The sequence below is a fragment of the Streptomyces sp. NPDC096013 genome, from assembly GCF_044763565.1.
Taxonomy (GTDB): domain Bacteria; phylum Actinomycetota; class Actinomycetes; order Streptomycetales; family Streptomycetaceae; genus Streptomyces.
The window spans coordinates 424,525-450,346 of the sequence record NZ_JBIWGK010000008.1; the positions used below are offsets into that span (position 1 = coordinate 424,525).

Genomic DNA, 25,822 nt, shown 5'->3' on the forward strand with positions numbered 1-25,822 from the left:
GGTGGGTCTGCCGGACCCAGGAAAAGGAGAACGACCGTGATGGCGCGTGCGGGGTCCAGCATCGGACCGACCACGCGAAAGCCCACGGAAGGACAGCGACATGAAGGCCGTTCAGATCACCGGTTTCGGCACGGCGGACGTACTGCGGATCAATGACGTGGACCGTCCCGCTCCCGGCGCGGGCGAGGTCCTGGTGTCGGTCGAGGCGACCAGCGTGAACGGACACGATGTGCTCGTCCGGGCAGGGGAGTTGAAGATGGTGTCGGGGCGCCGGTTCCCGATCGGGGCGGGACTGGACTTCGCGGGCGTCGTCGCCGCGACCGGCGACGGTGTCGACGGTTACCGGGTGGGGGACCGGGTGTGGGGCATGGTGCACCCCCGGCAGCGGCACTCCGTCGCCGCGGCGGCCGAGTACGTCGTGGTCCCCGCCGAGCGCGTCTCGCACGCCCCGGCGGACCTCTCGTCGGTCGAGGCGGCCTCCCTGGTGGTCGCGGGTGCCACGGCGCTGATCGCGCTGCGCGACAGTGTGCGCCTGGTGTCCGGCGAGAAGGTCCTGGTCCGGGGCGCGGCCGGCGGAGTCGGCACGGCCGCCGTGCAGTTGGCGCACGCGATGGGCGGCCGGGTGACCGCGCTGGCCCGCGACCGGCATGCCGGGCTCTTGGCCGATCTCGGCGCCGAGGAGGTCCTGGACTACGGCTCCACCACCTCGGAACAGATCGGGCCGTTCGACGTCATCGTCGACACGGTCGGCACGGAACTGCCCTGCTACCGCGGTCGGTTGGCCAAGGGCGGCCGGATGGTCACCGTCGGACTGTCCCCGTCGGCCATCGCCGCGATCGCCGCGTCGAGCGTGCACGGCTCCCGCCGCATCCGCGCCTTCAGCGCCAACCCCCGGACGCCCGTGCTGCGTGACGTGGCCGACCGTGTCACCTCGGGCGCGCTGCGCCCGGTGATCGACAGCGTGTACCCGCTCGCGGACATCGCGGCGGCGCACCGGGCGTTCGAGCGCGGTGGTGTCGTGGGCAAGCACGTGGTGACGGTGCCGCGCGGCTCCCTCTGACGGAGTCCGGTCAGCGGGGTGCGGTGCGCAGGTCGACGCCCCGGTCCTGGGCGTCGGCGGTCACCAGCCGGGTCGCCAGCCGCGACAGGCGCTCGCGGTCCGCCTCGGTCAGCGGGGCGGCGCAGCCCTCGATGCGCCGCGCGAAACGGGTGCCGACCTGCGCCACGATCTCGCGCCCGGCGTCGGTGATCGACACCTGGAACGAGCGCCGGTCGACGATGCTGGGCGTGCGGGTGACCAGGCCCCGGCGCTGGGCGCGGTCGACCAGGCCCGTGACGGAGGACTTGTCGAGGCCGAGGTGACGGCCTAGTTCGTTCATCGTCGGCTCGCGGTCCCGCAGGATTCCGAGCAGGCGGGTCTGGGTGATCGACAGGTCGTGCTCCCCGGCGATCTCGGCCAGCGCGTTCTGCACCAGGAACGACAGCTGGGCGAGGGCGTCGACCAGGCCGAGGTCCTCGATCGGCGGGGCGGGCGTGTCGTGCGATGAGGTCATGCCCCGGATTCTACTTGCATTAGTACGTGGCACCTACTAATTTGATTGGTGTCACGTACTAAAAAGTTCGTGGCACCTACTAACCCGTTCCGGGAGAGCAGCCATGGACATCCGTGCCGCCGTCGTCAGCTCGTACGACACCCCGCCCCGCTACGAGCCCTTCGACCTGCCCGCGCCGTCCGACGAGGACCAGGAGCTGGTCGACGTCCTGGCCGTCGGCCTGCACCCCCGGGTGCGCACCGGCGCGTCCGGCAACCACTACACGAGCACCGGCAAGCTGCCCCTGGTCCCCGGAGTCGACGGAGTCGGCCGGCGCGCGGACGGCCGGCTGGTGTACTTCGTCGCCGACGACGACCTCGTCGGACCGATGGCCACCCGCACCGTCATCGACCGCCGCCGCAGCGTCCCGCTCCCGGACGGCACGGACGTCGTGAAGATCGCCGCCGCGATGAACCCCGCCATGTCCTCCTGGGTCGCGCTGCGCCGCCGCGTCCCGATCGAGGCCGGGCAGTCGGTGCTGATCCTTGGCGCCACCGGCAACGCCGGACAGATGGCCGTTCAGGTCGCCAAGCGGCTCGGCGCCGGGCGGGTCGTCGGCGCCGGACGCGACCGGACCAGGCTGGCGGCCCTCGCCGGACTCGGCGCGGACGCGACCGTCGCGCTCACCGACGACGCCGAGGCCACCGCGACGGCCCTCGCCAAGGAGGCCGCCGAAGTCGACCTGGTCATCGACTACTTGTGGGGCAAGCCCGCGGGCGACGCGATCATGGCCCTGCTGCGCGCCCGCGCCGATCGCAGTCGCGCCCTGAACTGGGTCCAGATCGGCTCCATGGCGGGACCCACCGTCGAACTCCCGTCAGTGGCACTGCGTTCGGCGAACTTCCGCCTCCAGGGCAACGGCCAGGGCGCCGTGTCGACCAGGACATATCTGGAGGAACTCCCGTTCCTGGTCGACGAGATCGAGAGCGGCGGCATCGCGGTCACCACGCGGGCGGTACCCCTCGCCGATGTCGAGAGCGTGTGGAACGCTCCCGAGGTCCCGGGCGTCCGCACGGTCCTCGTGCCCTGACGACACCGCACGTACCCGATCCACCCCAGGAGCGCGGCGCCATGTCGCACACCGACGACGGCGACGCCCGGGGCGACGTCCCGCGCACCGACCGCCATGGCCGGCACATCCCGGTCGTCACATGGCGTCGAGCGCGTTCGTGATCGCCTTCACCCCGCCGTGCGCCGCGTAGCCGCCGTCGACCGTGATCTCCGCGCCGTTGACGTAGGACGCCTCGTCCGACAGCAGATACACGACCAGCGGCGCCACCTCGTCGACCGTGCCCGGCCGGCCCTGCGGGGTCAGCGACAGATGGGCCTGGACGAACACCGGGTTCGCGGATGCCATCAACGGGGTCTCGATATAGCCGGGATGGATCACGTTCGTCCGGATGCCGCGCGGGGCCAGCTCCAGCGCGGCCACCTTCGACAGGCCGCGCAGCGCCCACTTGCTGGCCGTGTACGCGACCGCGTGATGCGCGGTGAGGCCCGCGACCGAACCGACGTTCACGATCGACGCACCGGCCGGCATCAGCGGGGTGAGGGCCTGGATGCCGAGCAGCGCGCCGGTGGTGTTGACCGCGAACGCCCGGTTCCAGTCGGCGAGTTCGACCGCGCCGAGGCGGGCGCGCATGGCGATCCCGGCGTTGTTCACGAGCCCGTGCACCTCGGTCAGCGCCGCCGCGAGGCCCGCCCAGTCGTCCGGCGACGACACGTCCAGGTGCCGGTAGCGGACGTCGAGGCCGTCGCCGCGCAGGGACACGGCGAGTTTCTCGCCCGCCTCGTCCAGGACGTCCGTCGCGACCACCGTCGCCCCCTCCCGGGCGGCGGCCGCGACCTCGGCGGCCCCCTGGCCCTGCGCGGCCCCGGTGACGACGACGGTACGACCGGCAAGACGCGTGCGGCTCACGGCTTCCTCCAGGGACGCGGACGATGTGTCCCGTCCACGCTAGGAAGCCGCGGTCAGCTCCGGAAACGCGTGATCGGCATGGGAGGCATCCGTCCCGGCGATCTCCCGCACCACCGGGTCGTCCAGCGACGCGCTCACCGCGCGGACCGTCTCCCGCAGCCAGCGGTGCGCCGGGTCGGAGTGCCGGTTGTGGTGCCAGTACATGGCCTCCACCAGCGGTACGTCGGGGAACGGCGTCGGTACGACGGCGCAGCGCGCGAAGCCCTCGTAGCGCCGGGCGAGCCGCTCGGGGACCACGGCGACCAGGTCGGTGCCGCTCACCAGGAACGGCAGCACGTTGAAGCCGGGCGTGCTGACCTGCACCCGCGGGGTGATGCCGAGGGTCTCCAGCTGCCGGTCGGCGGGGGTGAGCTTGCCGACCGCGCAGGCCGCGTGGGGCATCTCGGCGAGGTCGCGCAGCGAGAGCCGCCCGTCCACCAGCCGAGGGTTGTCCGGGTCGACGAGGCACACGAACCGGTCGTGCATCACGGTCTCGCTCACCCCCGGCAGCTGGTAGCCGAGCGGCACGATCATCAGGTCGTGGCAGCGCAGGTGGGTCTCGGTCTCCAGCTGTCCTGTGACGATGGGGTGGAAGTCGATTCGGATGCCCGGCGCCTCCTGCGCCAGAGCCCGCAGCAGCGGTTCCACGAACACCGTCATCACGTAGTCGGACATCACCACCGAGAACCGCTGCCGACTGCGCGCCGGATCGAAGTGCCGGGTCAGTGACAGCGCCTCCTCCGCCTTGTGCAGGGAGGACTGGACGACCGGCAGCAACCGCTCGGCCAGCGGGGTCAGTTCGTACTCGCGGCCCACCCGCACCAGCAGCTCGTCGTTGAAGTGCCGCCGCAGCCGGGCCAGGGAGCCGCTCATCGCGGACTGGCTGGTGGACAGCCGCACCCCCGCGTGGGTGACGTTCTTCTCCTCCAGGAGGGCTTCCAGCGCCACCAGAAGATTCAGGTCGATCGCTCCCAGACCCATGCGTGTGTTCCTCCGGCCGCGTCGTTGAAGCTCGGTGAAACGCGAGCGTAACCACCGGGTTCCCGCCGAGGAAGGGGCCGGGGGACAAGTCACAGGGATCCGATAGGAGCCATCGGATCCCTGGATGTGCGCAGGTCGGAGGAGTGCCCGGCGGATCTACGGCCTGGGGGTCCGGCCGCGCTTGCGGGCCCGCGGCAGATACACGTCCCTGCGGCCGGGCACGACCCGGTTGGAGAGGGTGCCGAGGCGCTCCACCGCGAGGGTCACCTCGTCGCCCGGCCGGAGCGGCGCCGGGGTGCGCTCGCCGACCCGGCCCCAGAACTCCGCCAGCGCGCCCCAGCCGCAGGTGCCCGAGCCGAGGATGTCGCCGGGACGCACCCAGGCGTCCCGGGAGGCGTAGGCGATCATCTCCTCGAAGGTCCAGGAGACATTGGCGAGGGTGTCGCGGCCGATCAGCTCGCCGTTGAGGGTGACCGTCATCTCCAGGTCCAGGAAGCCGTCCGGGTCGCGCCGGTCCTCGACCTCGTCGGCGGTGACCAGACACGGGCCCAGCGTGTTCGCGAAGTCCTTGCCCTTGGAGAAGCCGAGGCCCAGGTTCTTCTCCGGCTTCTGCAGATCGCGCGCCGACCAGTCGTTGAAGACGAGGTAGCCGACGATGTGTTCGCGCGCCCGCTCCGGCGTGAGGTCGCGTCCGCCGCGGCCGATGACCACTCCGACCTCCAACTCGAAGTCCAGCACCGAACAGCCCGCCGGGACAGGCACGTCGTCGTGTGCCCCGTACGCCGCGTGCGGGTTGGTGAAGTAGAAGTTGGGTGCCCGGTACCACTCCTCGGGCACGTGCTCCAGCCCGTCCAGGGACTTCGACACCCCCTCGATATGTGCCTCGAACCCGACGAAGTCCCGGAGGGACGGCGGCCTGAGGGGAGGCAGCAGCCGCACCTGATCCATCGTCAAGTCGCTCGGCGCGCGCAGCGCTTCGGCGCCGGCCGCGTGCAGCACGTCCTGTTCCAGCAGGGTCAGTACGGTGATCCCTTCGGGCAGCGGATGGATCGTCCCGTCGCGGACGACCCCGGCGCGTTCCACGCCCTCGTACTCGTATGTCGCGAAACGCATCGCTCACTGCTCCCAGTGGTTGGTGTTGGTGACGGTGCCCGTGCCGAGATAGCCGGCGAAGAGGCCCTTGGGGTCGTAGGCGGCCCTGATCTCTTGCAGCCGCCGCCACTGTGCGTCGCCCATGAACCTCATCTGCCGCACGGTGAAGTCGGAGTCGCCGAGGTACTGGCCCGCGGTCACCGGCTCCATGTCCGCCATCGCCCCGTCCAGCCAGGCGCGCAACTCCCCGTCGCGTGCCGGGTCGTCGTGGACGACGTAGGCGGCGCAGTAGATCTCCGACTGCAACGAGAAGGCCATGTCGGGCAGTTGACGCAGCGGGGCCATCGAGAACCAGATGGTGAAGGTCTGCCGGGTGGGCTGCTCGGTGAAGGCCCTGCGGATCGCCGGGACGACCTCGTCGGCGGGGCCGGTCAGCCAGGCGTTGTCGACCAGGTAGCGGTGGCCCTCGGGGTTGGCGCTGCGCTGTCCGGCCAACTGTGCGGCGAACGTGGTCTGTTGGGCCTCGACGCGGAAAAGCGCCCGGTCCGCGTACGGGTTGGCGTGCAGTGGCGCGAGTGCCTCGGCGGCCTGTTCGGCGGTGTCGGTCATGGATACGCCCGTGACCAGGAGCACCGGTTCGTCCAGGTCGGGCGGGGTCTGGGTGAGCGCGACGATCTCGACCAGGTCGGAGACGGTGTGGTGCATGCCGTGCAGCCAGCTCATGACCTCGTCGAACAGGCCGAGCGGATAGGCGTGCACGGTGTGGCCCAGGTACCGCGGCAGCGGGCGCGTGCCCAGATGGAAGCGGGTGACGATCCCGAAGAAGCCCGGGCCCGCACCGCGCGCCGCCCAGAACAGGTCGCTGTGCCGCGTCTCGTCCGCGCGCACCAACTCGCCCTCGGCGGTGACGACATCGATCGCCACGACGTTCTCCGCCGCCCAGCCCCAGCCCCGCGCGTTCCAGCCCTGCCCGCCCTGGAGCAGAAAGCCGCCGATGCCCACGGAGGGGCAGTGCCCGCCGTTGAAGAAGCGCCCGAACTCGCCGAGATACGGGTTGAGTTCGTCGCCGCCCTTGACGCTGGGCGTCGCGGTCACGATCCCAGTCGCCGGGTCGTACGCCATCTCGCGGAAGCCCCCGAGGTCGATCAGCAGGGCGTTCTCGCGCACCGACCAGGCGGCCCAGCTGTGGCCGCCGGAACGGACGGCGATCTGCCAGCCCCGCTCCAGGGCGAGCCGTACTCCTTCGACGACGTCCTGCTCCGACTCGGCCGTCAGTACGGCGGCCGGTGATCGGTCCCTCGGGCGGCGGGCGTTGAAGACCCGGCCGAAGCACACCGTCTCGAAGTCCTCGTCGTCGGGGAGGTGGAGGGTGCCGGAGAAGCGGTCGCCCTGCGGGGCTTCGGGGGCCGTCCCCCGGTCGAAGGCCGTCACGCGCGGCCTCACTTGACCGCGATCGGGTTGACGGGGGCACCCACCGCGCCGGTCACCGGGATCGGCGCGGCGACCAGCAGGAACTCGAAGACACCGTCGGCCGCGCAGTCCTCCGCCAGCGCCTCCAGGTCCCACATCTCGCCCAGCGGGAGGCCCATGTTCGGGATCGCTATCTGGTGCAGCGGGGACATCGCGGGCTGCGGGAACTCGTACGGCCGCACCTCAAGTCCCCACGTGTCGGAGGCGATCGCCGCGATCTCCGTGCGGTGCAGCCAGCCGAGGGTGGTGAAGGAGAGGCCGGGCGCGTCACCGGCGGCGTAACCGCCCCAGTCGCCGAGCCGCCGTACGCGGCCCAGTTGGCCGGTGCGGATGAGGACCAGATCCCCGCGCCGTACGGAACTGGTGGCACCCTGCGCCTCGATCGTCGCGCGCAGATGCTCCTCCAGGACGGGGAAACCGTCCGGGAGTTCACCGTGTTCGTCGCCGACCGCACGGCCCACGTCCAGGAGGACACCGCGGCCGGTGAAGGCCTCCCGCATGTGCTCGATGCCGGTGACCGAGTCGCCGTCGCCGTTGACGATGGTGCACGGACGGCCGTTCCACGCCTGCTTGTTGTCGTAGATGTGGCCCAGACCGTCCCACTGCGTGGAGGCCTGCAACGGCATCACGACATGGTCGTCGGCGCCGCCGAAGCCGTGCGGGAAACCCTGGGTGCCGGCCGCCGCGTCGGAGCCGGTGTCCCGCATGTAGTGGACCGGGTTGATCCGGCCGCGGAAACCGCGCTGCGGGCCCGATTCGTTGAACTCCTGGGCGAGCGAGAAGGACCGCCCGCGCCGCACCAGCCCCGCCGCGTGGGCGCGGATGGCGTCGTCGATGAAGTTGAGGGTGCCGAGCACGTCGTCCTCGCCCCAGCGGCCCCAATTGCGGTAGGCGGCACGGGCCTTGGCGAGTTCTTCCTCGATCGGACCGAGGGCGGCGGTGGTCATCGGGTACGTCCTTTCAGCAGCAGGTCGAGAGCGTTGCCCCCGGCGATGGCGGCCCGGTCGGCCGGAGCGAGCCCGGCCGCGTCCAGCCGGGCCACCGGGTCGTCGACACCCATGTCGAAGGGGTGGTCGGTGCCGAGGACGACCCGGTCCGCGCCCACCGCCTCGACCAGGTGACGCAGGGCGCCCGGGGTGTACACCAGCGCGTCGAACCACAGCCGCCGCAGATAGGCGCTCGGCGGTTCGGCGCAGCCGCGCGCGTCCTCCCGTACCCGCCAGGCGTGATCCGAGCGGCCGATGTACGTCGGCAGATAGCCGCCGCCGTGCGCCGCCACCACCTTCAGGCGGGGGAAGCGGTCGAGGACGCCGGTGAAGATGAGATGCGAGAGCGCGACGGTCGTCTCGACGGGCTGACCGACCGTGTTTCCCAGGTAGTGGGTGGCGAGACGCTCGCCGAGGGAGCAGCCCCAGGGGTGCACGAAGACGACCGCGCCCAGTTCCTCCGCCCGCTGCCACACCGTGTCGTGCGCCGGGTGGGCCAGTTCGCGGCCGTCGACCGTCGTCGAGACGCTGATGCCGTACAGGCCATGGTCGTTGACGGCCTGGTCCAGCAACGCGACGGCCAGGTCAGGGTGTTGGAGCGGGACGGTGCCCAGCCCGTACAGGCGGTCGGGTGCGCCGGCGCAGTGCGCGGCCACGGCCGTGTTGACGGTGCGGGCGAGGTGGATCGCGAGGTCGGGGTCCGCCCAGTAGCGGTGCATCGGCATCGGGCCGACCACCTGGATGTCGACGCCCATCGCGTCGAGGTCCGTGAGGCGCGTGGAGACGTTCGTCAACGTGGTTGCCAGGCGCTGGAGTTGGGCGCGATTGGCGGTCAGGGACGCGGGGGAGTGGGCGCGCCGCTCGGCCGCGAGTTCGGCGGCGAGACCCGGGGTGCCCGCGACCAGGGCGTCGGCGGCGGGGACGGCGAGGTGGCCGTGGAAGTCGACCACGGGCGAGCCGCTCACGCCGCCGCCGTCAGGGTGTCCAGGGTCTCCGACATGATGCGGGCCGGGTCGGCGCCGGGGGTGTCCGGGTGGATCTCCCAGTCGGCGAGCCGGAGGGAGTTCTCCAGCACCATCCGCACCCGGGGCAGGCGCCGGTCCATGAAATGGTCCAGGGCCTTCTCGATCGGCTCGTCCCCGGTCACCAACTCCGCGAGAAGCACGGCGTCCTCCATGCACATCGCGGCGCCCTGCGCGATCAGCGGCGGGCAGGCGTGCGCGGCGTCGCCGATGACCATCGCGCGACCGCGATGCCAGGGTTCGTCGACGAGGATCGCCTCGATCCAGCGGTAGTCGACGGCCGTGTCGTCGGGCAGCCGCGCGAGGATCCTGCCCCAGGTCCCGCCGTACCCGGCACCGCGTTCGCGCAGCAGGGCGAGCGGGGCGCGCGGGCCGATCAGGGAGGCGTCGAGGTTCTCGTCGAGGAGGTAGGCGTAGCACTGGTCGGGGGAGATCGGGCTGTAGCCGGCCTTGAAGCGGGGGCCGCCGTAGTACACCTCGGCGCAGTCCATCTCGGCGGGGCGCTCCGCGACGATCCGGAAGATCGACATGCCGACCGGGCGGGGCTGGGCGTCGATGCCGATCAGCGCGCGCGTGGCCGAGTTGATGCCGTCGGCGGCCACGACGAGGTCGTAGCGGCCGGTCGAACCGTCCGTGAAGACCACGTCCACCCGGTCGGGTGTCCGGTCGAGCCGGTCGACGGTCAGCCCGAGGCGGACCCGCACCCCGTGCGCGCGCACCGCGTCGCACAGCGCGTCCTGCAACTCCGAGCGCAACGCCCCAGCCGTGGAGGGGAGTTCGGGCCCGCCGGTGTGTGGGGTGGGCAGCTCGGTGAGGAGTCCGCCGTCGGCGCGGCGCAGCCGCATGACGTCGAACGGCACCGCCCGGGCGAGCACCCGGTCCAACACCCCCACGGAACGCAGCGCCTTGAGCGCGTTGCCCTGAAGGGTGATGCCATGGCCCACACCGAACCACTGCGGAGAGATCTCGGCGAGCTCCACCTCGACGCCACGCTGGGCGAGCGCGAGGCACAGCACGCTTCCGGTGATGCCGCCGCCGACGACGAGCACCTTTTGTACGGGCATGGGCGATCCTTGCGAACGTAGAAGAAGGATTGGGGGGTCACCCTGAGAAGCGCGGCCCGAGCTCGTGGAAGTGCTCGACGGCCGGCGGCGCGGTGAAGAACGGCCCGACCAGGGCCCGCCAGCGGCCGAAGGCCTCGGACTCCCGGAAGCCGGCCGTGTGCGCCTCGACCGAGTCCCAGCCGACCAGCAGCAGGAAGGTCGTCGGCCGCTCCGCGCCGCGCAGCAACTCGGCCCAGCGGAAGCCGTCGGCCTCGGCCAGCACCTCGCGGGCCCTGCCGAACACCTCCGCGAACTCCCGCTCCCGACCCGCCTCGACGGTCAGCTCGGCATGCTCGACTATCACGTTCTTCTCCTCGGGAAAGTGGGTGCTCCGAGCCTGCGTGGGCGCCCGACGCAGGGTCAACGGATCGAGGCATCGGCAAGGGGGACGTCATGCATCCCGGACGGCGATGGAGGCGCAGTTGAGGGCGTTCCCGGGCCGGTGATGGCAGGCATCGTGGATCGTCATTTCCGCCCCGGTCCGAGGCTGCCTAGCGTCGACGGCGAGCCCCCAGCCGTACGAGGAGAGCGCCGTGCCCGATCAACTGCCCCGCCACGCCGGACCGTTCGCGCTCGGCACGTTCGCCGCCGGTGCGGCGGACTTCCCCGGCCTCGTCACCGGCGACCGTGTGCGCGATCTCTCCGGCCTGGTGCCGTCGGTCCGCGCGCTGGTCGAGGAGTGGGACACCTGGCTGCCCCGGCTCGACGGCCTCGCCCGGTCCGCAGAGGGGACCTGGTACGAGCTGGCCGCGCTGCGCGTCCTGAGCCCGATCGAGCCCGGCCAGATCCTCCAGAGCGGCGCCAACTACCGCAAGCACGTCGTCGATCTCGTCGCCGCCGAGAAAGAGAGCGTGCACGGCGCCACCCCCGAAGAAGCCCGCGCCGACGCCGAGTCGATGATGGACGAACGCGCCCGCACCGGAGTGCCGTACGTCTTCCTCGGCTCACCGCGCGCGCTCACCGGCCCCTACGACGACATCGTGCTCCCCGCGCTCGGCGAACAGCACGACTGGGAGCTCGAACTCGCCCTCGTCATAGGGAAGCCGGGCAAGAACATCCCGGCCGAGGACGCGATGCGACACGTCGCCGGATACACGATCTCGAACGACCTCACCACCCGCGACCGCCTCTACCGGCCCGACCTCAAGGCCATCGGCACCGACTGGTTCACCGCCAAGAACGCCGACACCTTCCTGCCGACCGGGCCCTTCCTGGTACCGGCGGCCTTCGTCAAAGACCCCGGCGATCTGCGGATCACCCTGCGCCACAACGGAGTCCTACGCCAGGACGAGTCCACGAAGGACATGATCTTCGACATCCCCCGGTTGATCGCGTACGTCTCCACGACCACCACCCTGCGCCCCGGCGACCTGCTGCTCACCGGTTCACCGGCCGGCAACGGCGCGCACTGGGGCGTCTTCCTGAAGCCCGGCGACGTCGTCGAGTCCGAGATCACCGGCCTGGGCCACCAGCGCAACACCGTCAGGAGCCACGCATGAGCTTCCAGCCCATCACCCATCTGCGCCATGTCGACCTGGCCGTACCGGACTTCGCCCGCCAGCGCGCCTTCTTCGGCACCACGTGGGGCCTGACCGAGGTCGCCAACGACAGCGGTGTCGCCTTCTTCGCCGCCGAGGGCAGCCCGGAGCAGTACATCGTCCGCGTCCGCGAGGACGAGCGGAAGCGAATGGACCTCGTGGCCTTCGGGGCCATATCGCCCGCCGCCGTGGACGAGTTGCACGGGCGGCTCGGCCGCGCGGGAGTCCGACTCATCGATGAGCCTGGCGTGTTGGACACCCCGGGCGGTGGCTACGGCTTCCGGTTCTTCGACCCGGACGGGCGGGTCGTCGAGGTCTCGGCGGACGTCGAGACCCGCACCCACCGCAGGATCGAGGAGCGCGAGGCGATCCCCGTCCGGCTCTCGCACTGCGTGGTCAACTCCCAGGACCCGGAAGGGTTGCGGGACTTCTACGTCCGGCACCTCGGGTTCCGGCTCACCGACACCCTGTACTCGACGCACATGGGTGACCTCATGTACTTCCTGCGGTGCAGCCCGCTGCACCACTCCTTCGCGATCGCCCGGGGACCCCATGTGTCCCTGCACCACGCCTCGTTCGAGATGCGCGGCGTCGAGGAGTACATGCGCGGCACCGGACGGGCGCTGCGCGCCGGGACCCGGCTCACCTGGGGGCCCGGACGGCATCTCGCGGGCGACAACACCTTCTCCTACTTCCACGACCCGCACGGCAACACGGTCGAGTACACGACCGAACTCGCCGTCCTCGAGGAGGACCTGTGGCATCCGGGCCGCCATGACGTCGACGACCCGATCACGCAGGACCAGTGGGGCACCGCCGACCCGATGAGCGAGTCGGTCGCCAAGGAGCAGTTCAACGACCCCGACGTGCTGTTCGTGGCACCGCCCGTCTGACACCCCCGCCTGGACCCATTCGTCGCGAACCACCCGCAGAAAGGCCGCAGTTGTGGCAACCATCCTGAAGCACGCCGTGCCCACGTCAGAGGTGACCGCCTCCCTCGACCAGGTGCGCGAGACCGTGACCGGCGTCATCGCGGACATCCGCGCACGCGGCGACGAGGCGGTGCGTGCCTACTCCGAGAAGTTCGACAAGTGGAGCCCCGACTCCTTCCGGCTGACGGACGAGGAGGTCGAGAAGATCGTCGCGTCGGTGCCGCGACAGGTCATCGACGACATCCGCTTCGTCCAGGACCAGGTGCGCACCTTCGCCCGCCACCAGCTCGACTCCCTGCGGGAGTTCGAGGTCGAGACCCTGCCCGGTGTGCGCCTCGGGCAGAAGCACATCCCGGTGCGGGCGGCGGGCGCGTACATCCCCGGCGGGCGCTACCCGCTCACCGCCTCCGCCCATATGACCATCGTCACCGCCAAGGTCGCGGGCGTACCCCGGGTCGTCGCCTGCACCCCGCCCATCCACGGCGAGATCCCGGCCGCCACCGTCGCGGCGATGCATCTCGCGGGCGCCGACGAGATCTGGCTGCTCGGCGGGGTGCAGGCGGTGGCCGCGATGTCCGTCGGCACCGACACGATGCGGCCCGTCAACCTCGTCGCCGGGCCCGGCAACGCCTATGTCGCCGAGGCCAAGCGGCAGTTGTTCGGGGAGATCGGCATCGACCTGTTCGCGGGGCCGACCGAGATCCTCGTCCTCGCCGACGAGCGGGCCGACCCGTTCGTGTGTGCCGTGGACCTGCTCTCGCAGGCCGAGCACGGCCCTGACTCCCCGGCCGTCCTGATCACCACCTCCCGCGAGGTGGCCGAGAGGACGATCGCCGAGGTGGAACGCCTCCTGCCGGGCATGCCCACCCGCGACTTCGCCGGGCCCGCCTGGCGCGACCACGGCCAGGTGCACGTCGTCGACACCCTCGACGAGCTGTACGCCCTCGCCGACGAGTTCGCCTTCGAGCACGTCGAGGTGCTGACCGCCGAACCCCGCCTCGCGCTGGAGCGCATGACCCAGTACGGCGCCCTGTTCCTCGGCGAGGGCACCTGTGTGTCGTTCGGCGACAAGGTCATCGGCACGAACCATGTGCTGCCCACACGGGGTGCCGCGCGCTACACCGGCGGCCTGTGGGTGGGGAAGTACCTCAAGACGGTCACCTACCAGGAGGTCACCGACACCGGCTCCCAGGTGCTGCTCGGCCGACTGTGCGGGCGGGCGGCACGTGTGGAGCTGTTCGAGGGCCACGCACGCTCGGGCGATGTGCGGGCGGCGAAGGCCGCGGGCGACGAGCTGCCCTGGAACACCGCGTGACCTCGGACCCCGGCGTCACCCCGGACCGTCGCGGGCCCCTCGACGGCCGTACGGCACTGATCACCGGCGGCGGCGGGCCACTCGGGCGTGCCTTCGCCCTGGCCCTCGCGGACTCCGGGGCCCGGGTGATCCTGGTCGGGCGCGACGAGGCGGCGCTCGCGGAGGCGGCGGCACGGGTGGGCAAGGACGGCGGACAGGCCCGTACCGCCTCCTGCGATGTCTCCGACCCCGAGGCCGTCGGTTCCCTGGCCGCGCAACTCGCCGACGAGGACGTGTCGTTGCTCGTCAACAACGCCGGAGTCGCCGGTCCCGTACGGCCGTTGGTCGACATCGAGCCCGACGAGTGGGACGACGTGTTCGCCGCCAACGTCCGGGGCGTCTATCTCATGTGCCGGGCCTTTCTGCCGCCGATGCTCGCGGCCGGGCGGGGTGACATCGTCAACGTGGCCTCGGTCAGCGGCAAGCGCCCGCTGCTCAACCGCACGCCGTACACCGCGTCCAAGATGGCGCTGCTCGGCCTGACCCGGACCCTCGCCGGGGAGGTCGGCCCGCAGGGGATCGCGGTCAACTCCCTTTCCCCCGGCCCGGTCCGGGGCCCGCGCATGGACCGCAACTTCCGGCTCACCGCCGACCTGACCGGCTGCACCGTCGCCGAGGCGGAGCGCGAGTTCGCCTCCCGGGCCGCCCTCGGCCGGCTCGTCGAGGAGCACGAGGTGGCGCAGGCGCTCGTGGCGATGCTCGCGATGCCCGGTCTGTGCGGGGCCGACATCGACCTGTCGGCGGGGATGATCGCCCCGGCGTAGCGGCGAGGAGCGGACGGAAAAGGGTGAGGTGGACGGCCGGCAAGCCGCCCGCCTCACCGGCGTGTTCAGGTCCGGTACCCGGCTATGACGACTCTGTGTGACCGCCATGAAATGGTCCGCGTGATCCGAGGCATCGGACTCCCATATGGGTGTGCCACCTGCCTGTTCCGGGGTTCTCCCGGCTGCTTCACTCCCTCGTGCGCACCTCAGGTGCCTCCGCCGGGCCGTCCGCACTCCGCGTTCGACGGCCGGCCGGTCACACTGCGCGACGGCGCATCGATCTCTGGGAAGGCAAGCAATGACGCTGATCACCCGACGCTCGGTCCTGATCGCCGGTACCGCCACGGCCGGCGCCGTACTGGTGCCGGCGGTCTCCGCCACCGCCGCTCCGACAAGCCCCAAGTCCCCGCGGAAGGCCGGGAGTTCGGGAACGCGGATCTCGGTGGCATCCGGCGAGACGTACACGGTCTCCGCGACCACTCGCGTGAGTGAGCTCTCGATCGCCGACGGCGGGAAGATCGTCGCCCCGGACGGCTCCAGCCTCTCCCTGACCGTCGACGGCGTGGAGACCGGCCAACTGCTCACCGCCACCGGCGGCACGGCCACCCTGATCCAGGCCGGGACCTACCGGGGCGATGTCGTCCTGACCGTCGCCGCCGCCAACGAGGTGACGTACGAGACGCTCACCTTCCCCTTCCGGCAGGCGGTGTACGTCGGCGCCGACGGCGTGGTCAAGGACAAGTCCGTCCTCGCCGCGGTCCTCGGCGGCAAGCTCACCGACGCCTACGCGAAGAACGTGTCGATCACCTCGACCGGCGAGTGCTTCGACGGCGTGTACGTCCAGGACGCCACCTACACCCTCGACCGGCCCTCCATCTCCCTGACAGGCAACGGCCGTTGCGACTTCGCGGGCTACGGCGCCGCTGTCGTCGGCGACGGTGCCGCGACCACACTCGTCGTCGACGGCGCCCGGATCGACAACAAGGGCGTCGTCCGCACCGCCGTCATCTCCGACGACGGCGCCAACGTCATCGTCAAGGACTCCGTCGTCCGCGCCCGCAACGGCGTGCTCCCCGCCGACTACCAGGCCACCGTGGAAACGCCGTACATGGAGTCCGTGCCCTGGATGCTCGGCCTCGACGGCAACGTCCGCGCCACCAACCTCATCGGCAAGGACAGCAAGGCCACCTACCTCAACTCAACCGTGTTCTCGGAGACATGGGGCGCCCTGTCCGTCGAGGGCGGCAGCGGGCTCAAACTCACCGCGATCAACAGCCACTTCGGGAACACGGGGGAGTACGGCTACGGCACCTACGCCATCGGTGACGCGACCGTGCGGGTGCTCGGCTCCCGGCTCGACGTCGGCAGCTACGCGACCATCATCGCGGGCCCGGCCGCGGTCGTGCACTACGGTGACAGCACCCGGGCCGCCGTATCCGCGCTCAACACGGAACTGGAACTCGGCCTGTCCAAGGCCGAGTTGGCGTCCGTACCGGTGCGCAACACCGTCGTGAACTCCGGGCACTTCGGCTACATGTTCTTCGGCGCCGGCCACCTCACGCTCGACGGCGGCACGGTGATCAACTCGGACCGGGCCACCTTCCTCAACAAGGGCCAGCAGACCACGATCAGCGTCGACGGCTCGCAGGGCGCCCGGCTCAACCCGCGCGACGGGGTCATCCTCCAGCTGATCGAGCTGGACGACCCGGGCCCGGTCAACGTCAACGGCAAGATGATGAACATCGGCGTGTACACCGAGCCCACCGGCGACCCCGCGAAGGACACGGGCTTCGACCCGACCGCCGTGCACGCCACGGACGGCGCCGCCGTCTTCAAGTCCATCGATCTGAAAGGCGACTTCTACAACGGCATGCGCACGGGCAAGAACATGGTCCTCACCTTCGAGGGCGCGAGTGTCGAGGGCGTCATCTCCGCGACGAAGGCCGAGCACCGGGTCTCCAGCATCGACGCGTCGACCTTCTACGAGCTGGGCATCGTCACCAACACCGCGCGGGCCGCCGTCAACAACGGCGCGATCGTGCAGCTGAACAGCGGCTCCACGTGGACGGTCACGGGCACCTCGTACCTGACCCGGCTCGCGCTCGCCGCCGACGCGACCGTCAAGGCGCCCCGGGGCAGGAAGGTCACCCTGACGGTCGACGGGACCGCCACGGCCGTCACGCCGGGCAAGACCTACACGGGTGCCCTCACCCTCACCGTCGAGTGAGCCGGGGGCGGAGGCGCGGAACCCGCCCGGGCCGCAGGACCCGTCCGAGCTCCGGTCCGTCCTCGCGCCGCAGGACTCACGCGAGCCGCGCCTCCGCTTCCTTCGCGATCCGCTCGAACTGCGCGCCCATGGCGGCCTGGAGAGCCTGCGCCCCGGACAACGGCCGCACCATGACGGTCAGTTCGTCGATCAGGCCCTCCTCGTTGACGTGGATGAAGTCGCAGCCGGTCAGTTCCCGGTCGCCGACCCGCGCGGCGAACAGCAGCGCGTGGTCGGTGCCGTCCGGGTCGCCGATCTCCCGGACGTAGTGGAAGTCCTCGAAGACCCGGGCCACCCCGTGCAGGATCGCCGCGGTGATCGCCTTGCCGGGGTACGGCTTGAACACGACCGGGCTGGTGAAGACCACGTCCTCGGCCAGCAGCGCCTCGACGGCGTCCATGTCCTGCGCCTCGACGGCCTCACGGAACGCGTGCATCGGTTCACCTCATAGTCAATTTGTTGAGTAGGTGTGGATGAGACTAATCAACGGCTGTTAGCGTGTCCACATGTCCCTCAAGTACGCGGTCCTCGCGGCCCTCCTGGAAGGGGAGGCCTCCGGCTACGAGCTGGCCAAGGTGTTCAACGTCTCGCTGGCGAACTTCTGGCCCGCGACACCGCAGCAGCTCTACCGCGAACTGGAGCGCCTCGCGCAGGACGGCCTCATCGAGGCACGCGTCGTACAGCAGGAACGCAGGCCCAACAAAAGGATGTTCACGCTCACCGAGGCCGGCCGGCGCGACCTCGACGCCTTCGCCGCCGAGCCGCCCCGGCGCCCCACCGCCATCCGCGACGAACTCCTCATCAAGATCCAGGCGATGGACGGCACCGACCCCGCCGTGACCCGCGAGCTGATCGAGGAACGCCGATCGTGGTCGCGCGGCAAGCTCGACAGGTACGAACGGGTCCGGGACCGCCTCCTCGCCGGCCGGACCGAGGAGGAACACCTCCGGGACGCCGACCGTGTCGGGCCGTATCTCACCCTGATGGCCGGGATCTCCTTCGAGGAGGAGAACCTGCGCTGGTGCGAGCGCGTTCTCGCGGTGCTGAGGCAGCGGGTTGCCCCAGGGCCCGTCTGACAGGCCCTAAGCTGACCCGGGTGTTCAGCCCCGAAGGCCCCAGTCTGCGTGAACTCGCCGTCCAGGCACTGTCGTCCGTCGAGCACGGCTACGACCTCCTCGCGCCCAAGTTCGACCACACCCCCTTCCGCACCCCGGCCCCGCTGCTCGACGGGGTGGCCGCGATGCTGCGGCGCGTCGGCCCCTTCGACGACGGACTCGACCTGTGCTGCGGCACCGGCGCGGGCGTCGAGGTGCTGACGAAGGTGTGCCGAGGGAGCGTCACCGGCGTCGACTTCAGCACGGGGATGCTCGAGGTCGCGCGGGAGCGGGTGACGAGCGGCGGACCCCGTGTCTCCTGGGTGCGCGGCGACGCCAGGGCGCTGCCGTTCGCCTCGGCCTTCGACCTGGTGGTGAGCTTCGGGGCGTTCGGACACTTCCTGCCCCGCGAACTGCCGGGGCTGTTCGGCCAGGTCCACTCCGTGCTGCGGCCGGGCGGCTGCTTCGCCTTCCCCGTCGTCGCGCCGCCGCGCCCGGCCTCGCCCGCCTACTGGATGCTGTCCGGCTTCGACGCGGTGATGAAGGTCCGCAACGCCGTCTGGCGACCGCCGTTCGTCATGTACTACCGGGACTTCCAACTCGGCCGCGTGCGGCCGGAGTTGGAGCGGGCCGGATTCGCCGTCGACCTGTACGCCCTGCCCGAGTTCGGGCAGCGCGGCGACGGCAGCCCCCGCGTCCGCATGGTCGCGGCACGACGGCTGCCGTAGCGTCGAGAGGCGGGAGTTCACACGTAGCGGCGCACGAACGACAGGGCGGTGTCCGCGACCTCCTGCCAGCCGTGGTCGATCGTCAGCGCGTGGCCCCGGTCCTTGATCTCGGTGATCTCGGTGACGTTCTTGTTGTGCTGCTGCTTCTTGTAGGAGGCGTTGGCGATCGACCACGGCACGGTGTGGTCCTTCTCGCCCGAGATGATCAGGAGCGGTCCGCGTTCGGGGTTCTCCGTGTCGACCTTGGCCTCCGTCCACGGGTTGAGGTTCGCCGTGGCCGCCTGGAACAGCGGGGCGCCGGGTGCGGGCACCGCGTACGTCTCGTACAGCTCCCGGGCCTCCTCCTCGCTGACGGCGTTGGCGAAGCCGTAGCGGAACTGGTCGTAGGTCAGGGGGACGGCACGACTGCGGTTGGCGGGGTTGCTGAGCACCGGTGCCGAGGAGCGCAGCGCGGACACGGGCAGCGGCAGGACACCACGGAACGGCGCCGGGTCGATCGCCACCGACGCGGCGGACAGTCCGCGCCCGGCGAGGATCTGTGTGAGGAGTCCGCCGAAGGAGTGGCCGACGATCGCCGGCTTGCGGGTCAGCGTGCCGATCAACTCCGTGAGGTGGTCGGCGACTTGGCCGACCGTCTTGCCCGCCATGACCTCGGGGTGAGCGTTGGCCTCGGCGACCGTCTCCGGGTCGTCGGGCCAGGACAGGGAGACCGGTGCGTACCCGGCCTGCTCGAAGTGTGCCGCCCAGCGGTCCCAGCTGCTCGGCAGCAGCCACAGACCGTGGACGAAGACGACCGGGGTGCGATCGGCCGCGTTCGCCCGCTCGATCTGCTGTACGTCGATATGGGTCATGCCCGCAGTATGGGTCCGCGGAGTCCTGGAGTCAGTCGTACGGCCCCACTTGGTGCGGGACGGCACCATTGTCGCGGCCTGGGCGATCTCCTACGCTGAGCGTCGAGTGGCCAAGCATGTTGTCCGGGAACGGAGTTGTCCATGCTCAGCAAGGGTGAAGCCGGCGAAGCGGTCCGTCGGGCCAAGGTCAAGACCGGTGTCACATGGGCCCAGTTGGCGGAGGCCGTGGGCCGGCCGCTCGCGTGGACCACGGCGGCCCTGCTGGGTCAGCACCCCATGTCCAAGGACGAGGCGGCGACCGCCGCCGCCCTCCTGGAACTCGGTGAGGACGCCGCCCTCGCCTTCCAACTCCAGCCCACCCGGGGCGCGTTGGACGCCGCCGTACCGGTGGACCCGACGATCTACCGGCTCTACGAGGTCGTCCAGGTCTACGGCCCCACCATCAAGGAACTGATCCACGAGCAGTGCGGCGACGGCATCATGAGCGCCATCAACTTCCGTCTGGACGTGAGCCGTGTGCCCGACCCGGCCGGTGACCGGGTCGTCATCACCCTCGACGGCAAGTACCTTCCGTACCAGTGGGAGTGACCGTGCCCGGGTGCGACGGGAGGCTCAGCGGCTCCGGGCGGAGTTGAGCCGGGCCGCCTGCCGGGTCAGATGGTCGCGCTCGGCGAGGTTGGGCGCCTTCAGGGCCGCCTCCGCGTACAGCCGGACCGCCGTCCTCAGGTCCCCGTCGCGTTCGTGCAGGTAGGCCGCCACCGCCGTATGACGGGGCAGCGAGTCGTCCAGGGGCGCGAGCGCCGCGAGGCCCGCGCGGGGGCCGTCGGCCTCGCCCACGGCGACCGCGCGGTTGAGGCGGACCACCGGGTTGTCGGTCAGGCGCGCGAGTTCGTCGTACCACTCGACGATCTGCACCCAGTCCGTCTCCTCGGCGGTGGGCGCGTCCGCGTGCAGCGCGGCGATCGCGGCCTGTGCCTGGAACTCGCCCAACCGGTCACGGGCCAGGGCGACTTGGAGGATCGTGACGCCTTCGGCGATCGCCGACGTGTCCCACCGGGCGCGGTCCTGCTCGGCGAGCGGCACCAGGCTGCCGTCCGGCGCGGTCCGGGCGGCGCGCCGGGCGTGGTGCAGCAGCATCAGCGCGAGCAGGCCCGCGACCTCGGGGTGATCGATCGCGGCGGCGAGCTGCCGGGTGAGCCGGATCGCCTCGGCGGCGAGGTCGACATCGCCCGAGTAGCCTTCGTTGAACACCAGGTAGAGCACGCGCAGCACGGTCGCGACATCGCCGGGCTGGTCGAACCGCACCCCGGAGACGGTGCGCTTGGCCCGGCTGATCCGCTGCGCCATCGTCGCCTCGGGCACCAGATAGGCCTGCGCGATCTGCCGCGTGGTGAGCCCGCCGACCGCGCGCAGGGTGAGCGCGACCGCCGACGACGGCGTCAACGACGGGTGCGCGCACAGGAAGTAGAGCCGCAGCGTGTCGTCCGTCGCGGACGCGGGACCGGGCGCCGGTTCCTCCTCGACACGGTCCTCACGTCGACGCCGGGCACTGTCCGCCCGCGCCGCGTCGAGGAACCGGCGCCATGCCACCGTGACCAGCCAGGCCTTCGCGTCCCGCGGCGGATCGTCCGGCCACACCCGGACCGCCTCGACCAGCGCGTCCTGCACGGCGTCCTCGGCCGCCGCGAAATCCGCTCCGCGCCGGACGAGGACGCCGAGGACGCTCGGCGTGAGGCTCCGCAGCAGGACCTCGTTCACTTGAAAGCGCACTCCGTGTCCGAGACGGTGGAGTGCAGGCCCAGGAACGGGCGCAGCTCCAGCCACTCGTGGATCGGCCGGCCACCGGCCCCGGGCGCGGCCGACAGCTCGCCGGCCAGCTCCAGCGCGCGCTCGTAGGTGTCGACGTCGATCACCATCCAGCCGGCGATGACGTCCTTGGTCTCGGCGAACGGACCGTCGGTGACCGGCGGGCGGCCCTCACCGTCGTAGCGGACGAAGGTCCCCTCGGGGGAGAGCGCCTGGCTGTCGACGAACTCGCCGGTCTTCTCCAGCCGGGCCGCGAAGTCGTTCATGTACTGGATGTGGGCGGAGATCTCCTCGGGCGTCCACTGGTCCATGGGGATGTCGTTCACGGAGGCGGGGGCGCCGCGGTAGTGCTTCAGGAGCAGGTACTTGGCCATCGTCGTTCTCCTCGGTGCCGATGCGATCCATTGTGGTCGCATTCACCTCGGGGACGGAGCCGGGCGCGGGTTCTCGACATCCGCGGCGGATCGATGTGCCGGAAGTTTCGCGGGGAGAGGGGGAGGGCGGAAAGGGAGGCGTGTGCGCACTCCTCCTCCCTTCTTAACGTATAGCGCACCGGGGGGCTTGCGGCAAGGCCCCCGTCGTGCCGCAGAATGTCCGGCCTGAGGCCACGACCTGCGGAAACGGGAGTCTCGAATGCGTGTGTTGTTGACGACGTGGGGATCGCGCGGGGATGTCGAACCGCTCGCCGGACTCGCGTCGCGTCTGCTGGAACTCGGCGCGGAGGTGCGGGTGTGCGCGCCGCCCGACGAGGAGTTCGTCGAGCTGCTGGCCCGGGCCGGTGTGCCGCTGACACCGCTCGGCCCCTCGGTGCGGTCCGTGGTGAACGGCGCGAAGCCGCCGTCGGCGGCGCGGGCCTTCGAACTCGCCCCCGAACTGGTCGCCGCCCGCTACGAGACCCTCACCAAGGCCGCCGAGGGCTGCGACGTGCTGCTGGCCACCGGACTGATGCCCGCCGGAGCCCGCTCGGTCGCCGAGAAACTCGGCATCCGCTATGTGCTCGCCTGCTTCCACACGGCGGGACTGCCCTCCTCGATCTACCCGCCGCTCTCCCGGCCGGGCCACGCCTCCTCGCCGGAGGAGACCGACATCAAGGCCCTGTGGGAGCAGGACGCCCAGCGCGTGAACGCCCTGTACGGCGAGGCGGAGAACCGGCACCGGGCGGAGATCGGCCTGCCGCCCGTGGACAACGTGCGGGACTACGTCTTCACCGAGCGGCCGTGGCTGGCGGCCGACCCGGTGCTGTTCCCCTGGCCGGACCACACCGACCTCGACGTCGTGGTGACCGGACCCTGGATCCTGCCCGACGAGCGCCCGCTCCCGGCCGGCCTGGAGACCTTCCTGGACGCCGGCGAGGAGCCGGTCTACGTCGGCTTCGGCAGCATGGCGCTGCGCACCTCGCCGGACCTCGCCCGGGTCGCCATCGAGGCCGTCCGCGCCCAGGGGCGCCGGGTGCTGCTCGCCCGGGGCTGGGCGGACCTGGCCGCCATCGACGACCGGGACGACTGCTTCGTCGTAGGGGAGGTCAACCAGCAGGCGCTCTTCCGGCGCGTCGCCGCCGTCATGCACCACGGCGGGGCGGGCACCACGACGACCGCCGCGCTGGCCGGGGTACCGCAGCTGGTCGTGCCACAGATCGCCGACCAGCCATACTGGGCGGCAGGAGTGGCCGACCTGGGCATCGGCGTCGCGCACGCCGGGCCGACGCCCACGTACGACTCCCTGTCGGCCGCGCTCACCACCGTCCTGGACCCCGGGACCCGGGCGCGGGCGCGGGCGCTGTCAGCGGACGGCACGTTCCGCACCGACGGGACGACAGTGGCCGCGAAGATGCTCCTCGACACGGTCGGCGAGGAAAGGCCCTCCACGCGCGCGTGAACAGGCCGGACACAGAACACGAGAACCCGCACACACCGGTCCGCACGCCCCGCCGCGAGCGACCGCAGAACGGAATTGATGCCGTGAACCCCCTGACCACCAGCGCCTTCGACCTCCCCGACCGTCTCTCCGCCAAGGCCGACCCGGCGCTGATCGCCGGCGACGAGCGGCACTTCGCGGCGATCGCCGAGTGCCTGGAGGAGTCGATCGCGGAGCTGACCGGGCTCCTCGACGCCGAGCGCAGGGCGCCGGGCGGCATCGGCCGGGCGGCGATGGACCGGGACACGGAGGTCCACCGGCTCACCACCCGGCTGCGCACCCTGCGCCGCTTCGGCCTTGACCTGTGCCTGGGCCACATGGTCGACGAGGAGACGGCCGAGCCCGTCTACATCGGGCGGCTCGGCCTGACCGACCGCACCGGCCGACGGCTGCTGCTCGACTGGCGTTCCCCCGCGGCCGAGCCGTTCTTCGGGGCCACGCACGCCCGCCCGATGGGCCTGGCGAGCCGCCGCAGGTACCGCTGGACGCGCGGCCGGATCAGCGACTACTGGGACGAGGTGTTCACCGCCGACGGCTTCGCCGGGCACGCCGCGCTCGACGACCAGTCCGCGTTCATCGCCAGCCTCGGCGGCAACCGCTCCGGCCGGATGCGCGACGTGCTGGGCACCATCCAGGCCGACCAGGACGCCATCATCCGCGCCGGATCACGCGGCGCGCTCGTCGTCGACGGCGGCCCCGGCACCGGCAAGACCGTCGTCGCCCTGCACCGCTCCGCCTACCTCCTCTACGCCGACCCGCGCCTCGGCCATCGCAGGGGAGGCGTGCTCTTCGTGGGCCCGCACCGGCCCTACCTGGACTACGTCGCCGACGTCCTCCCCAGCCTCGGCGAGGAGGGCGTGCGGACCTGCATCCTGCGGGATCTCGTCGACGAGGGCGCCGCCGCGACCGTCGAGGCCGACCCGGAGGTGGCCCGCCTGAAGTCGTCCGTGCACCTGGTGCGGGCGATCGAGCCCGCCGTCAGGTTCTACGAGGAGCCGCCCACCAAGGGCATGACGGTCACCACACACTGGTCCGACATCCGGCTGACCGCCGAGGACTGGGCCGTCGCGTTCGAGGCGGCCGAACCCGGCACCCCGCACAACGAGGCACGCGAGCAGGTCTGGCAGGAACTGCTCGCGATCCTCATGGAGAAGCACGACGACAGCGCCGCGGCACCGGACGGCCAGGTCTCGCCCGAACTGCTCCGCAGGTCCCTGCGGCAGAACCGGGAACTCCTCACCGCCTTCAACCGCGCCTGGCCGCTGCTGGAGGCGGCCGACCTCGTCGGCGACCTGTGGACCGTACCGGCCTATCTGCGCAAGTGCGCCCCCTCGCTCAGCCGTGAGGAGGTCCAGCGGTTGCAGCGCGCGGACGCCCAGGCCTGGACGGTGTCCGACCTGCCGCTGCTCGACGCGGCCCGGCAGCGGCTCGGCGACCCGGAGTCGGCGCGCCGCAAGCGCCGGCAGGAAGCCGCCGTCGCCGCCGAGCACTCCCGCAGGACCGACGTCATCGACAGCCTGCTCCAGAACGTCGAGATCGACGAGAGCGAGGGCGCGATGGGCATGCTGTACGGGCAGGACCTGCGGGACGCCCTCATCGACGAGGCCGCGCAGCCCGGCATCGAACCCGACCTGCTCGCCGGGCCGTTCGCGCACATCGTCGTGGACGAGGCCCAGGAACTCACCGACGCGGAGTGGCAGATGCTCCTGCTGCGCTGCCCGTCCCGGAGCTTCACCATCGTCGGCGACCGCGCCCAGGCCCGGCACGGCTTCACCGAGTCGTGGCAGGAACGGCTGAAGCGGATCGGCCTCGACCGGATCGACCTCGCGTCCCTGACCATCAACTACCGCACCCCGGAAGAGATCATGACGGAGGCCGAGCCGGTCATCCGCGCCGTGCTTCCGGACGCCAACGTGCCGACGTCGATCCGCGGCAGCGGCATCCCCGTCGCCCACGGGTCCGCCTCCGACCTGGAGTCGGTCCTCGACGGCTGGCTCGCCGAGCACGCGGACGGGATCGGCTGTGTCATCGCCACGGCCGACCTGGACCGGGACATCTTCCGGGCGAGGCCACGCGTCCGGGCGCTGACTCCCGTGCTGTCCAAGGGACTTGAGTTCGACCTGGTCGTGCTCGTCGACCCGGAGGAGTTCGGCGAGGGCATCGAAGGAGCTGTCGACCACTATGTGGCGATGACCCGGGCGACCCAGCAGCTGGTCGTGCTCACGAGCGCGTAAGCCGGGGTGGGGGGCGGGGGGGGGGGGCCCCCCCCCCCCCCCCCCCCCGGGCCCCCCCCCCGCGCGGGGGGGGGGACAGGGAGGTGAGGGGCCGCCGGTGGGGCGCCCCCCACCCGGGGGGGGTCTACCACCGGGCCG

25 protein-coding genes are annotated in these 25,822 nt (G+C 71.4%); 12 read left to right on the forward strand and 13 right to left on the reverse strand.

All coding sequences use genetic code 11. The annotated features are described in order from the left end of the window. The first annotated feature begins 100 nt into the window (after positions 1 to 100). Positions 101 to 1,060, forward strand: coding sequence for an NADP-dependent oxidoreductase (locus tag ACIRB1_RS27685; protein WP_352179122.1), 960 nt, complete (start codon positions 101 to 103; stop codon positions 1,058 to 1,060). 10 nt (positions 1,061 to 1,070) lie between these two features. On the opposite strand, the gene ACIRB1_RS27690 is transcribed toward ACIRB1_RS27685, so the two are convergent. Continuing rightward, entirely contained in the window at positions 1,071 to 1,553 is a 483-nt protein-coding gene (locus tag ACIRB1_RS27690) for a MarR family winged helix-turn-helix transcriptional regulator (protein ID WP_403467371.1), read from the reverse strand. Positions 1,554 to 1,656: 103 nt separating this feature from the next. Here ACIRB1_RS27690 and ACIRB1_RS27695 point away from each other — a divergent pair, with 103 nt between their 5' ends. Continuing rightward, the gene (locus ACIRB1_RS27695; RefSeq protein ID WP_403467372.1) at positions 1,657 to 2,622 is read left to right on the forward strand and encodes a zinc-binding dehydrogenase; all 966 of its coding nucleotides are present in this window, start codon (positions 1,657 to 1,659) and stop codon (positions 2,620 to 2,622) included. Between the two features lie 117 nt (positions 2,623 to 2,739). Here ACIRB1_RS27695 and ACIRB1_RS27700 read toward each other — a convergent pair whose 3' ends face one another. The 8 genes from ACIRB1_RS27700 to ACIRB1_RS27735 form a co-directional block, all read right to left on the reverse strand. Continuing rightward, positions 2,740 to 3,510: an SDR family oxidoreductase gene (locus ACIRB1_RS27700; RefSeq protein ID WP_352179119.1), complete on the reverse strand. Its 771-nt coding sequence runs from the start codon at positions 3,508 to 3,510 to the stop codon at positions 2,740 to 2,742. Positions 3,511 to 3,549: 39 nt separating this feature from the next. Beyond that, the gene (locus ACIRB1_RS27705; RefSeq protein WP_352179118.1) at positions 3,550 to 4,530 is read right to left on the reverse strand and encodes a LysR family transcriptional regulator; all 981 of its coding nucleotides are present in this window, start codon (positions 4,528 to 4,530) and stop codon (positions 3,550 to 3,552) included. Between the two features lie 156 nt (positions 4,531 to 4,686). After that, on the reverse strand, positions 4,687 to 5,643 hold the full coding sequence (locus tag ACIRB1_RS27710) for a fumarylacetoacetate hydrolase family protein (RefSeq protein WP_352179117.1): 957 nt from the start codon (positions 5,641 to 5,643) through the stop codon (positions 4,687 to 4,689). A 3-nt stretch (positions 5,644 to 5,646) separates the two neighbouring features. Then, entirely contained in the window at positions 5,647 to 7,053 is a 1,407-nt protein-coding gene (locus ACIRB1_RS27715; protein WP_403467373.1) for an FAD-binding oxidoreductase, read from the reverse strand. A gap of 8 nt (positions 7,054 to 7,061) precedes the next feature. Further along, positions 7,062 to 8,039: a cyclase family protein gene (locus ACIRB1_RS27720; protein WP_352179115.1), complete on the reverse strand. Its 978-nt coding sequence runs from the start codon at positions 8,037 to 8,039 to the stop codon at positions 7,062 to 7,064. Continuing rightward, the gene (locus tag ACIRB1_RS27725) at positions 8,036 to 9,043 is read right to left on the reverse strand and encodes an amidohydrolase family protein (protein ID WP_403467374.1); all 1,008 of its coding nucleotides are present in this window, start codon (positions 9,041 to 9,043) and stop codon (positions 8,036 to 8,038) included. The genes ACIRB1_RS27720 and ACIRB1_RS27725 overlap by 4 nt, the downstream gene beginning before the upstream one ends. After that, the gene (locus ACIRB1_RS27730; RefSeq protein WP_403467375.1) at positions 9,040 to 10,164 is read right to left on the reverse strand and encodes an FAD-dependent monooxygenase; all 1,125 of its coding nucleotides are present in this window, start codon (positions 10,162 to 10,164) and stop codon (positions 9,040 to 9,042) included. The genes ACIRB1_RS27725 and ACIRB1_RS27730 overlap by 4 nt, the downstream gene beginning before the upstream one ends. A gap of 37 nt (positions 10,165 to 10,201) precedes the next feature. Further along, complete coding sequence (locus ACIRB1_RS27735) at positions 10,202 to 10,507, reverse strand: antibiotic biosynthesis monooxygenase family protein (RefSeq protein WP_403467376.1); 306 nt, start codon at positions 10,505 to 10,507, stop codon at positions 10,202 to 10,204. Between the two features lie 229 nt (positions 10,508 to 10,736). Between ACIRB1_RS27735 and ACIRB1_RS27740 the strand changes: the two genes are divergently transcribed. The 5 genes from ACIRB1_RS27740 (at position 10,737) to ACIRB1_RS27760 (ending at position 17,018) form a co-directional block, all read left to right on the forward strand. After that, entirely contained in the window at positions 10,737 to 11,702 is a 966-nt protein-coding gene (locus tag ACIRB1_RS27740) for a fumarylacetoacetate hydrolase family protein (RefSeq protein ID WP_403467377.1), read from the forward strand. Beyond that, complete coding sequence (locus ACIRB1_RS27745; protein WP_352179110.1) at positions 11,699 to 12,634, forward strand: VOC family protein; 936 nt, start codon at positions 11,699 to 11,701, stop codon at positions 12,632 to 12,634. The genes ACIRB1_RS27740 and ACIRB1_RS27745 overlap by 4 nt, the downstream gene beginning before the upstream one ends. Before the next feature lie 52 nt (positions 12,635 to 12,686). Then, a complete protein-coding gene (hisD, locus tag ACIRB1_RS27750) occupies positions 12,687 to 13,988 on the forward strand; it encodes a histidinol dehydrogenase (protein ID WP_352179109.1) in 1,302 nt (433 codons plus the stop codon). After that, positions 13,985 to 14,791 (forward strand): SDR family NAD(P)-dependent oxidoreductase, encoded by an 807-nt coding sequence (locus ACIRB1_RS27755; protein WP_403467378.1) that lies wholly within the window; start codon positions 13,985 to 13,987, stop codon positions 14,789 to 14,791. The genes hisD and ACIRB1_RS27755 overlap by 4 nt, the downstream gene beginning before the upstream one ends. Positions 14,792 to 15,089: 298 nt before the next feature. After that, positions 15,090 to 17,018 carry a hypothetical protein gene (locus ACIRB1_RS27760; protein WP_403467379.1) on the forward strand — a complete coding sequence of 643 codons (1,929 nt, stop codon included), beginning with the start codon at positions 15,090 to 15,092 and terminating at the stop codon, positions 17,016 to 17,018. 76 nt (positions 17,019 to 17,094) lie between these two features. Here ACIRB1_RS27760 and ACIRB1_RS27765 read toward each other — a convergent pair whose 3' ends face one another. Then, positions 17,095 to 17,493, reverse strand: coding sequence for a nuclear transport factor 2 family protein (locus ACIRB1_RS27765; protein WP_403467380.1), 399 nt, complete (start codon positions 17,491 to 17,493; stop codon positions 17,095 to 17,097). Between the two features lie 70 nt (positions 17,494 to 17,563). Between ACIRB1_RS27765 and ACIRB1_RS27770 the strand changes: the two genes are divergently transcribed. Continuing rightward, the gene (locus ACIRB1_RS27770) at positions 17,564 to 18,133 is read left to right on the forward strand and encodes a PadR family transcriptional regulator (protein ID WP_403467381.1); all 570 of its coding nucleotides are present in this window, start codon (positions 17,564 to 17,566) and stop codon (positions 18,131 to 18,133) included. A gap of 20 nt (positions 18,134 to 18,153) precedes the next feature. After that, positions 18,154 to 18,879, forward strand: a complete 726-nt coding sequence (locus ACIRB1_RS27775; RefSeq protein ID WP_403467382.1) for a methyltransferase domain-containing protein — start codon at positions 18,154 to 18,156, stop codon at positions 18,877 to 18,879. Between the two features lie 17 nt (positions 18,880 to 18,896). Here ACIRB1_RS27775 and ACIRB1_RS27780 read toward each other — a convergent pair whose 3' ends face one another. After that, positions 18,897 to 19,730 (reverse strand): alpha/beta hydrolase, encoded by an 834-nt coding sequence (locus ACIRB1_RS27780; protein WP_403467383.1) that lies wholly within the window; start codon positions 19,728 to 19,730, stop codon positions 18,897 to 18,899. A gap of 141 nt (positions 19,731 to 19,871) precedes the next feature. Between ACIRB1_RS27780 and cynS the strand changes: the two genes are divergently transcribed. Next, positions 19,872 to 20,318, forward strand: a complete 447-nt coding sequence (gene cynS, locus ACIRB1_RS27785) for a cyanase (RefSeq protein WP_403467384.1) — start codon at positions 19,872 to 19,874, stop codon at positions 20,316 to 20,318. A gap of 24 nt (positions 20,319 to 20,342) precedes the next feature. Here cynS and ACIRB1_RS27790 read toward each other — a convergent pair whose 3' ends face one another. Next, positions 20,343 to 21,488: an RNA polymerase sigma factor gene (locus ACIRB1_RS27790; protein ID WP_403467385.1), complete on the reverse strand. Its 1,146-nt coding sequence runs from the start codon at positions 21,486 to 21,488 to the stop codon at positions 20,343 to 20,345. Next, entirely contained in the window at positions 21,485 to 21,910 is a 426-nt protein-coding gene (locus tag ACIRB1_RS27795) for a YciI family protein (RefSeq protein WP_403467386.1), read from the reverse strand. Before ACIRB1_RS27795 ends, ACIRB1_RS27790 begins: the two co-directional genes overlap by 4 nt. Before the next feature lie 259 nt (positions 21,911 to 22,169). On the opposite strand from ACIRB1_RS27795, the gene ACIRB1_RS27800 reads away from it, so the two are divergent. Together ACIRB1_RS27800 and helR are read left to right on the forward strand one after the other, a co-directional pair. Then, positions 22,170 to 23,411 (forward strand): glycosyltransferase, encoded by a 1,242-nt coding sequence (locus ACIRB1_RS27800; RefSeq protein WP_403467387.1) that lies wholly within the window; start codon positions 22,170 to 22,172, stop codon positions 23,409 to 23,411. A gap of 83 nt (positions 23,412 to 23,494) precedes the next feature. Continuing rightward, positions 23,495 to 25,684, forward strand: coding sequence for an RNA polymerase recycling motor ATPase HelR (gene helR / locus ACIRB1_RS27805; RefSeq protein WP_403467388.1), 2,190 nt, complete (start codon positions 23,495 to 23,497; stop codon positions 25,682 to 25,684). Positions 25,685 to 25,822 lie beyond the last annotated feature (138 nt).

Excerpts from the sequence above, each read along its gene's own strand:
- ACIRB1_RS27685 (WP_352179122.1), top strand. The coding sequence starts at position 101 with ATGAAGGCCGTTCAGATCACCGGTTTCGGCACGGCGGACGTACTGCGG.
- ACIRB1_RS27690 (WP_403467371.1), bottom strand. The coding sequence starts at position 1,553 with ATGACCTCATCGCACGACACGCCCGCCCCGCCGATCGAGGACCTCGGC.
- ACIRB1_RS27695 (WP_403467372.1), top strand. The coding sequence starts at position 1,657 with ATGGACATCCGTGCCGCCGTCGTCAGCTCGTACGACACCCCGCCCCGC.
- ACIRB1_RS27705 (WP_352179118.1), bottom strand. The coding sequence starts at position 4,530 with ATGGGTCTGGGAGCGATCGACCTGAATCTTCTGGTGGCGCTGGAAGCC.
- ACIRB1_RS27710 (WP_352179117.1), bottom strand. The coding sequence starts at position 5,643 with ATGCGTTTCGCGACATACGAGTACGAGGGCGTGGAACGCGCCGGGGTC.
- ACIRB1_RS27720 (WP_352179115.1), bottom strand. The coding sequence starts at position 8,039 with ATGACCACCGCCGCCCTCGGTCCGATCGAGGAAGAACTCGCCAAGGCC.
- ACIRB1_RS27730 (WP_403467375.1), bottom strand. The coding sequence starts at position 10,164 with ATGCCCGTACAAAAGGTGCTCGTCGTCGGCGGCGGCATCACCGGAAGC.
- ACIRB1_RS27745 (WP_352179110.1), top strand. The coding sequence starts at position 11,699 with ATGAGCTTCCAGCCCATCACCCATCTGCGCCATGTCGACCTGGCCGTA.
- ACIRB1_RS27760 (WP_403467379.1), top strand. The coding sequence starts at position 15,090 with ATGACGCTGATCACCCGACGCTCGGTCCTGATCGCCGGTACCGCCACG.
- ACIRB1_RS27765 (WP_403467380.1), bottom strand. The coding sequence starts at position 17,493 with ATGCACGCGTTCCGTGAGGCCGTCGAGGCGCAGGACATGGACGCCGTC.
- ACIRB1_RS27770 (WP_403467381.1), top strand. The coding sequence starts at position 17,564 with ATGTCCCTCAAGTACGCGGTCCTCGCGGCCCTCCTGGAAGGGGAGGCC.
- ACIRB1_RS27780 (WP_403467383.1), bottom strand. The coding sequence starts at position 19,730 with ATGACCCATATCGACGTACAGCAGATCGAGCGGGCGAACGCGGCCGAT.
- cynS (WP_403467384.1), top strand. The coding sequence starts at position 19,872 with ATGCTCAGCAAGGGTGAAGCCGGCGAAGCGGTCCGTCGGGCCAAGGTC.
- ACIRB1_RS27795 (WP_403467386.1), bottom strand. The coding sequence starts at position 21,910 with ATGGCCAAGTACCTGCTCCTGAAGCACTACCGCGGCGCCCCCGCCTCC.
- ACIRB1_RS27800 (WP_403467387.1), top strand. The coding sequence starts at position 22,170 with ATGCGTGTGTTGTTGACGACGTGGGGATCGCGCGGGGATGTCGAACCG.